This is a genomic window from Acinetobacter sp. SA01 (genome assembly GCF_011319235.1).
Lineage (GTDB): Bacteria > Pseudomonadota > Gammaproteobacteria > Pseudomonadales > Moraxellaceae > Acinetobacter.
Genome location: NZ_WXXM01000009.1, coordinates 133,252 through 140,651, shown reverse-complemented (window position 1 = coordinate 140,651; position 7,400 = coordinate 133,252). Strand labels below are relative to the sequence as shown.

Here is a 7,400-nt window from a genome sequence, read left to right as displayed (position 1 = left end):
AAATTCTGGGGTGTATCGTTGTCCACTCATAATGTTCTCTCCTATGCAAAAAGAATAGACGATATTTGTCTAGGAGAGTGGTGGCAGTCCAAAAGATGGTTACGTGTGTCTAGAATTTTGGTGGCTATTCACTTGATGAGAAATTATTTACTTCAATTGGAAGATAAGGATATAAGCTTAAATCACACTTAGGTGGCACTAGAGGTGGTACTACTAGAGGTGGTACTACTAGAGGTTGTACTACTAGAGATGGTTTAACTTTCATTATTCATCTCCCTCAGCGTTACAGAGGTTTTCTATATCTTTTAATTTCCACCTTAAACGATTACCAATTTTTATAGGCTGAATTGGTCCGCTACCATCCATCGCCCATTTACGTAATGTTTGAGGTTGAAAACTTATTTTATGAGCTGCTTCTTCTGTAGATAGTACAAGAGGTACATTTTGAAAAATTAATTTCATAGATCAAATCCTATAAATTCAAATCAATCGAAATAATTGAATGAAGCTATTCTTTGACTTGAACAAATCTAGAGTAAAATGTTATTTAAATCTATTTTTATACTACTTTATTTTTATATATTTCAAATATTTATATATTTTTATACTAGTATAGTTTTTTATACTAGTATATTTATACTATTTCAGTACTCATGAATGGTTGGTATATCTCACAGTTGTGATTGACCTTTTTTCACGTCTTGTTGTTGGCTGATCAATGAAATCCAGAATCACGACAGATCTGGTTTTAGATACATTATTAATGTATCTATGGCGGAGAAAACCACAGAATAAAGTTCTGATTCATTCCGACCAAGGCTGCCAATATACGGACCATGAATGGCAAACTTTCCTTAAACAACACAATCTGGAATGCAGTATGAATCGTAGAGGAAATTGCCATGATAATGCTGTTGCTGAGAGTTTCTTTTAGTTATTAAAGCGAAAAAGAATAAAGAAGAAAATATATGCATCAAAAACTGAAGCCAGGTCTGATATCTTTGAATATATTGAGATGTTTTATAATTCAAAACGGCGGCATGGTTCCAATGGGCAACGTTCTCCATTAGATTATGAAAAGGCCCATCAAAGATGGTTATTTGTGTCTAGAATTTTGGTGACTATTCTCTCTTCTAACTTCATCCCAACGATTCTTGAAATTCGTTTTATTAGATTCAAAGTATTTCCTATACTCGCTTATAGTTAGCTTCTCAAAAACTGCATTTTTTAATCCTTTATGTCCCAGACTCTTATTTTCAAAAACCAATAAATCATCTTCAGTAAAATTTGAAATAATCCTACGTATAATACTTTTAGCCTCTAATATCCTTTCCTTTTTATCTGAAATTGGCATCTCTCTATCAATAAGATTTAATTCCTTGAGCAAATTATTCAAATGACGGTATTGAATAAAATATAATTTCATAGAAATCATAAATTTATCCCATTCACATAAAAGTTCCATCTCTTTATATAATTTTTCTGACTTAAGTTGACTTAGCTTTATATCTTGAGCCACTTGCTCTCGCAGATCCTCACCAAAAAGAAAAGTATTACTCATATCTTGCTACCTATTCGCTACCTTTTTTGTTTTAATTAAAAAACCCCTTACGATGAATACACGCAAGGGGTTGATTTATATGGTGGGCCCAGACAGACTTGAACTGTCGACCAACGGATTATGAGTCCGCTGCTCTAACCAACTGAGCTATAGGCCCTGATAAGCTGAATTTGTTATATATCAACAAGTTCAAGCGAGGCAATACTAACGAAGATTTTTTCAAAAAACAAGCATTTTTACTTTCACTTGCACAGTAACACAACAATTACTGAGCATATTTTAAAGGAGGATTATTTTTCCTTAAACTTCGCCCCACCCTCCTGTGAACAGATTGTAAGTTTTATAGCTAAAAGCCTTTATAGTAAGTGTTTGAAAAATTCAAATGAGAGCCAATATTTCACTCCTATAAATTAAGAAGAGTAAAACTTAAAAAACAGAATGATCAATACACAATTTTAAATAGCCATCACCTTTTAAATGAATGATTGTTGACTATCATTCATTTAAAAATGCCAAAACTAAATTAAATCCTCATCCACTCACGTTTTTTGAAATTCAAATCATGTGAAAAAGATGAAAATCTTATACCTAAAAAGTATTACTTTAATTTTTATTTAGATTGTGAAGAAATATTTTTTTAAATCTAACTATAAAGATTTTTCCAGCTTCGACTGCAAATCACCACTAAAGACTACGTTCTTTTTGCTCTTCAATGCGAATTTCGATTAAAGACCATACAACAACCAGCATAAACAAACAAAATGCTAATAGAAAAGTCGAAACATACATCATTCTTTTCAATCCTCATTAAACCTAGGCCACATCGCGCCCTGTGTTTAAAAAATTTTATCTTCGACAAAAGTCTAATAGGTATTTTTTCATCTGAATAGTCACTATTTAGTCTTATTTTATATAACTTGATACATGTTACATCTTTAAGCTTAAGATTTAATATATAAAAGCAATTAATACATATATTTCATCCATCATATAATGCGTATCCATTTGGTTATTTTTAATTCATTAACACTTGACTACATACAAGAACAGGCAGAAATTAGCCCACTTTCATATAGTCAAATATCCCCTACATTCATGTTAAAAAAATTTATCGGTGAATCTGCATTTAAACTTGCAGGATGGAAATATCATGTTGAACCAGATGTACTTGAAGATAAGCAGGTTATTGTTGGATTTGAACATACATCCATGATGGATGCCGTGCTTTCACTGGCACTATTCCAGATTTATGATATAAAAATTCATACCCTGATTAAAAAAGAATTATTTAAAGGTCCCATGAAGCCTTTATTAGAAGCTATTGGGGGAATTTCTGTTGATCGAAAAGCAAATCAGGATATTGTTTCACTTATGGTTGAGCATTTTCAGCAGAATGAAAAATTCAATCTGGTGATTGCACCTGAAGCGACCCGTGCCAAAACGGGTGAATCTAGAAAGCCCATCCGTACAGGTTTTTGGTATATTGCCAAAGCCGCTGGTGTGCCTATTGTTTTAATGTATGCCAATTCGCAAACCAAAGAAGGTGGTATTTTAGGCAAGATTTATCCAACAGAAATTAATCACGACCTGGCTTTGTTAAAACAGCTTTACAGAGAAAAAGTTGGACTGGATATTGTGATCCCTGAACCTAAGAACTAGTTGCTATTTGTTTAAAAACTCAAAATCTAGCTCTTTCTAAGAAAAAAGGGCTTATGGTAGAATTTGCATAATCTGATAGGCATAAGGCCAATCTACAAGGAGCATATTTCGCATGGCGGGTCATTCCAAGTGGGCTAATACTAAGCATCGTAAAGCAAAACAAGATGCGAGCCGCGCTAAAGTATTCACAAAATTCATTCGTGAAATTGTTACAGCTGCCCGTTTAGGCGGCGGTGATGTTGCGTCTAACCCACGTTTACGTGCTGTCGTTGAAAAAGCATTAGTCGCAAATATGACACGTGATACCATCAACCGTGCAATCCAGCGCGGTGTTGGCGGTGAAGAAAATGCCGATTTAAAAGAAATCACTTATGAAGGTTATGGTGTAGGAGGTGTTGCAGTTATTATTGAAACAATGACTGATAACTTAAACCGTACTGTGCCTGATGTTCGTCACTGTTTCTCTAAAACTGATGGTAACTTAGGTACTGCTGGCTCAGTTGCTTATATGTTTACTAAACGCGGTGAGATTACTTTTGAAGATGTTTCTTTAGAAGATCAAATCATGGATGTGGCTTTAGAAGCAGGTGCTGAAGATATTGAAGTTGATGAAGATGAAATCTTGGTCATTACCACTCCAGAAAGTTTTGGTACAGTTCAAGATGCTTTAGCCGCTGCCGGTCTTAAATCTGACAATGCTGAAGTTGTGATGAACCCTTCAACTAAAGCCTTAATTTCAGATATCGATCAAGCGAAAAAAATCGTAAAAATGATTGATATGTTTGAAGATCTGGATGATGTTCAAAACGTTTATACCAACGTTGAATTCACAGAAGAAGTGTTAGCTCAATTAGATGATTAATTCTTTTTCCACATAAAAAAACGCACCTGATGGTGCGTTTTTTTATGTGCTTTAAAGGCATTTTTATATAAAACTGCTACCTAAATATAGGATAAACTATAATTTCAAACCCGGTTCAGTAAGCCACTACAATTCAATACCTTATATTCCTTAATCACAAAACTGGAATGTAATGCAACCACATGCTCAATTTTACCGATGCGTTTTAACAGAATTTCACTATAGTTTTCCATATCTTTAGCCACCACTTCGACAATAAAGTCGGCGGATTGCCCGGTCACTAAAAAAGCCTTAATGACTTCAGGAATGCTTTCCAGTTCTTCTAAAAACTTGGCAAAAGTATCCGTATCATGTTTATTTAAAGACACCTGCAAGAGCACATGTAAACTGAAACCCAGCTTGGCATAGTTAATATCACGCTTTAAATGGGTCATGATATTGGCCTCAATCAGATGCTTGATCCGTCGATGAACCGAACTCACTGAGAGGTTAATACGCTCAGAAAGCTCATTCAAATTGACATCTTCATGACTCAATATTTCAAGAATCTGTTTATCAAAACGATCTAGTTCCATTTTGTACTCTTTTCAATAATCGATAGCTACGCAAAATATTACATTAGCTTTGTGATATAGTAATTATTTATTTTTCACAAAATTTTAAGATTATGAAAATATTTTCCATAAGCCTTCCAGCTCATAAAGAAAGATTTTGATGCCTGCTTAAAGTACCCTGAGCCACTCAAGAATAAAAAACACTCAATGGTAATTTTAATTATATATTAAAGACTTATCTCGAATTTAACACTCATCCAGTCAAGTGTCCTGCTCCGGATCATCACTCCTCTTTTATATTTGAATAGAAATAGATTAAAAGGAAGATGTTCGACCAAAACAAAAAAATACAGTCATTTGATTTGCAATAATACGCGCTATAGAGTACGTATTTTTATCGCTGGCTTTTAAACTCCACGCCAATCGACCCGTGCATTCCGTTCAGTGTGATAGATACGCAGCACATATTGTCCCAAGGGTAATGCCATTAAATGTTCTTTATACTGTCGAAATTCTTCAGATAAAGTTTCGCCCTGTTCTTTTTCCCAAGGTGTCCCGGGAATTTCCAGAATAGGTGCAAGCATCGAACAGACCGCAATATCAGCAAGGCCAAGACGTTCACCGACAAAATAACGCCCATAATTCTCTATCAATCTTGCATTTAAATTCTGGATGATGCTATCCATCTGCTGTTTAGATTCAGCCACTTTATCTGCATTTAGTTGATAGCCTTTGGAAAGTAAGGCTTTGATAAGAGGTTTGGAATATTTTTCAAACTGGCGTAAATAGCCCTTTTCACCAATTAAAATATCTAAGGATTCTTCACTTTCCGACAAGGTATGGGCAAGCCCCCAACGGCGTACATGCCTACCCAGTTCGTTAGCAAGTCCATTGATTTCCAAAGCCAAGTGACGTTGTTGTGAATCGGCACGCAATAAAGAGTGTTCCGGATATACCTCATCCAGATATAAGGCTATTTCAGTCGAGTCGGCAATCCAAAGATCTTGATCACGTAAAATAGGCAATTTGTTCTGCCCTGTTTTTAGCTGTGCAAAAGCACGATGTACACCTGGCACCAAATTTTGTGCGACATACTCCAACTCTTTATGATCGAGCAACCAGCGCGCTTTTTCACAAAAATGAGATAAAGGAAACTGGTATAAAATTCGCATAAAAACTCCGCTTTTATTTTTTTAGTTCTGCCAAGTCAAAACCATCTAATTCAGTCGGATACTTTAGTCACCCTATCCGGGAATTACAATGCGCTTTTTATCCAAAATATCATCTTGGTGCTAACAGTCATACGTTTTTTATTTTTATACATTTTTTTGTCTTGATTATCTTTAAAGCTGATATAAACCCGCCAGTGTCAGAAAATGAGTGTTTAAAAAAATTCAAATCATGTTGTTTTTTAAACACTTAATATATGCAAAATAAATAAAAATCTAGCAGTTTTTATCTTAAACAGGATTTTTCATAAGCTTTGCAAAAGCAATTGCTTAATTTTGAATTCAATTACTTGTAGCGTTCTGATATCGATTTAAGGTGTCATTATGTCTCGTTTAATTTCTGAAAATGTTCATGTAATTGAAAACGATCTTGAAGCTATTCATGCTGCGTATCATGTCGCGGATTTTGCTTTGGAAGGTCGCAATGAACGTGATCAACAGCGTTTATTGCCTTTTGCTGAAATTGATCTATTCAGCCAGAAAGGCTTAGGTGGTATTCGTATTCCAAAGCAATTTGGTGGTGCTTTCGTTTCCAATAAAACATTGGCACATGTATTCCGCATTCTGAATAAGGCCGATTCCAGTGTAGGACAAATCCCACAAAATCAGATTGCGCTGCTGAATATGATCCAAATGATGGGTACAGAGCAGCAAAAACAGTTTATTTATCAAGAAATTTTACAAGGTAAACGCTTAGCCAATGGTGGGCCGGAACGTAATACCAAAGATACCAAAACCTTGGCAACCACATTAACTTTTGAAAATGGGCGTTATTTTGTCGATGGCGAAAAATTCTATTCAACGGGCAGCAGTTTTGCTCACTGGCTCGCGATTAAAGCTATTCATCCCGAAGGTTATGTAGTACTGACTATCGTCAATGCTCAGGCCAAAGGCGTGAAAGTGATTGATAACTGGAATGGTTTTGGACAGCGCACCACTTCAAGTGGCACAGTCAGACTTGAGCATGTTGAAGTTGATCCGCTACTGATTTTTGATGAACGCCTGCTTTCCAGTAAGCCCAATTACCGCGGTGCGTATTCACAGTTATTACAGGTTGCCATTGATGTCGGTATTGCTGAAGCGGCCTTTGCTGATACCGTGACGGCGGTGCATAAAGCACGCCCGATTGTCGATGCACAAGTGGAAAAAGCCAGCTTTGAACACTATACCTTGCAGGAAGTTGGCAAGTCTGCGGTGCTATTGGATGCTGCCATTTTGCTGCTTGATGAAGCGGCTGAATATCTAGATGAGTTGGATCAGCTGGAATCAGTCACTGATGAACAGGCTGCCAAAGCCTCTATTTTAGTCGCTGAAGCCAAGATTTATGCTAATGATGCTGCCCTGCATATCTCGGAAAAATTACTGGAACTTGGCGGTAGCCGTTCCAGTCTGAGTCAGCACAACCTGGACCAGCACTGGCGCAATGCCCGTGTACATACCCTGCATGATCCGGTGCGCTGGAAGCTACATGCGCTTGGGGATTATTACCTCAATCACACCCTCCCTGCACGCCACGCCTGGATTTAAGGACATCG

General features: G+C 36.3%; 8 protein-coding genes, 1 tRNA gene and 1 pseudogene. 5 read left to right on the top strand and 5 right to left on the bottom strand.

From position 1 onward, the window contains the following. The coding region (locus GTU69_RS17040) for a hypothetical protein (protein WP_205683490.1) at nt 1-192 on the top strand (192 nt) is incomplete at its 5' end. 72 nt (nt 193-264) lie between these two features. On the opposite strand, the gene GTU69_RS10345 is transcribed toward GTU69_RS17040, so the two are convergent. Then, nucleotides 265-462: a helix-turn-helix domain-containing protein gene (locus tag GTU69_RS10345; RefSeq protein WP_166170298.1), complete on the bottom strand. Its 198-nt coding sequence runs from the start codon at nt 460-462 to the stop codon at nt 265-267. A gap of 187 nt (nt 463-649) precedes the next feature. On the opposite strand from GTU69_RS10345, the pseudogene GTU69_RS17190 reads away from it, so the two are divergent. Further along, nucleotides 650-1,087: pseudogene (locus tag GTU69_RS17190) on the top strand (IS3 family transposase); the annotation flags it as partial. 9 nt (nt 1,088-1,096) lie between these two features. Here GTU69_RS17190 and GTU69_RS10330 read toward each other — a convergent pair. After that, nucleotides 1,097-1,561 (bottom strand): hypothetical protein, encoded by a 465-nt coding sequence (locus tag GTU69_RS10330; protein ID WP_166170294.1) that lies wholly within the window; start codon nt 1,559-1,561, stop codon nt 1,097-1,099. 80 nt (nt 1,562-1,641) lie between these two features. Further along, nucleotides 1,642-1,718: transfer RNA gene (locus GTU69_RS10325), tRNA-Ile, on the bottom strand. A 938-nt stretch (nt 1,719-2,656) separates the two neighbouring features. Between GTU69_RS10325 and GTU69_RS10320 the strand changes: the two genes are divergently transcribed. Both GTU69_RS10320 and GTU69_RS10315 read left to right on the top strand, forming a co-directional pair. Beyond that, nucleotides 2,657-3,220: a 1-acyl-sn-glycerol-3-phosphate acyltransferase gene (locus tag GTU69_RS10320; protein ID WP_086195139.1), complete on the top strand. Its 564-nt coding sequence runs from the start codon at nt 2,657-2,659 to the stop codon at nt 3,218-3,220. A gap of 112 nt (nt 3,221-3,332) precedes the next feature. Next, on the top strand, nt 3,333-4,082 hold the full coding sequence (locus GTU69_RS10315) for a YebC/PmpR family DNA-binding transcriptional regulator (RefSeq protein ID WP_086195054.1): 750 nt from the start codon (nt 3,333-3,335) through the stop codon (nt 4,080-4,082). A 104-nt stretch (nt 4,083-4,186) separates the two neighbouring features. Here GTU69_RS10315 and GTU69_RS10310 read toward each other — a convergent pair whose 3' ends face one another. Together GTU69_RS10310 and GTU69_RS10305 are read right to left on the bottom strand one after the other, a co-directional pair. Next, complete coding sequence (locus tag GTU69_RS10310) at nt 4,187-4,657, bottom strand: Lrp/AsnC family transcriptional regulator (RefSeq protein WP_086195053.1); 471 nt, start codon at nt 4,655-4,657, stop codon at nt 4,187-4,189. 386 nt (nt 4,658-5,043) lie between these two features. Continuing rightward, complete coding sequence (locus GTU69_RS10305) at nt 5,044-5,808, bottom strand: glutathione S-transferase family protein (RefSeq protein WP_166170292.1); 765 nt, start codon at nt 5,806-5,808, stop codon at nt 5,044-5,046. A 381-nt stretch (nt 5,809-6,189) separates the two neighbouring features. On the opposite strand from GTU69_RS10305, the gene GTU69_RS10300 reads away from it, so the two are divergent. Further along, nucleotides 6,190-7,392, top strand: coding sequence for an SfnB family sulfur acquisition oxidoreductase (locus GTU69_RS10300; RefSeq protein ID WP_166170290.1), 1,203 nt, complete (start codon nt 6,190-6,192; stop codon nt 7,390-7,392). The last annotated feature ends 8 nt before the right edge of the window (nt 7,393-7,400 follow it).

Excerpts from the sequence above, each read along its gene's own strand:
- GTU69_RS10345 (WP_166170298.1), bottom strand. The coding sequence starts at position 462 with ATGAAATTAATTTTTCAAAATGTACCTCTTGTACTATCTACAGAAGAA.
- GTU69_RS10330 (WP_166170294.1), bottom strand. The coding sequence starts at position 1,561 with ATGAGTAATACTTTTCTTTTTGGTGAGGATCTGCGAGAGCAAGTGGCT.
- GTU69_RS10320 (WP_086195139.1), top strand. The coding sequence starts at position 2,657 with ATGTTAAAAAAATTTATCGGTGAATCTGCATTTAAACTTGCAGGATGG.
- GTU69_RS10315 (WP_086195054.1), top strand. The coding sequence starts at position 3,333 with ATGGCGGGTCATTCCAAGTGGGCTAATACTAAGCATCGTAAAGCAAAA.
- GTU69_RS10310 (WP_086195053.1), bottom strand. The coding sequence starts at position 4,657 with ATGGAACTAGATCGTTTTGATAAACAGATTCTTGAAATATTGAGTCAT.
- GTU69_RS10305 (WP_166170292.1), bottom strand. The coding sequence starts at position 5,808 with ATGCGAATTTTATACCAGTTTCCTTTATCTCATTTTTGTGAAAAAGCG.
- GTU69_RS10300 (WP_166170290.1), top strand. The coding sequence starts at position 6,190 with ATGTCTCGTTTAATTTCTGAAAATGTTCATGTAATTGAAAACGATCTT.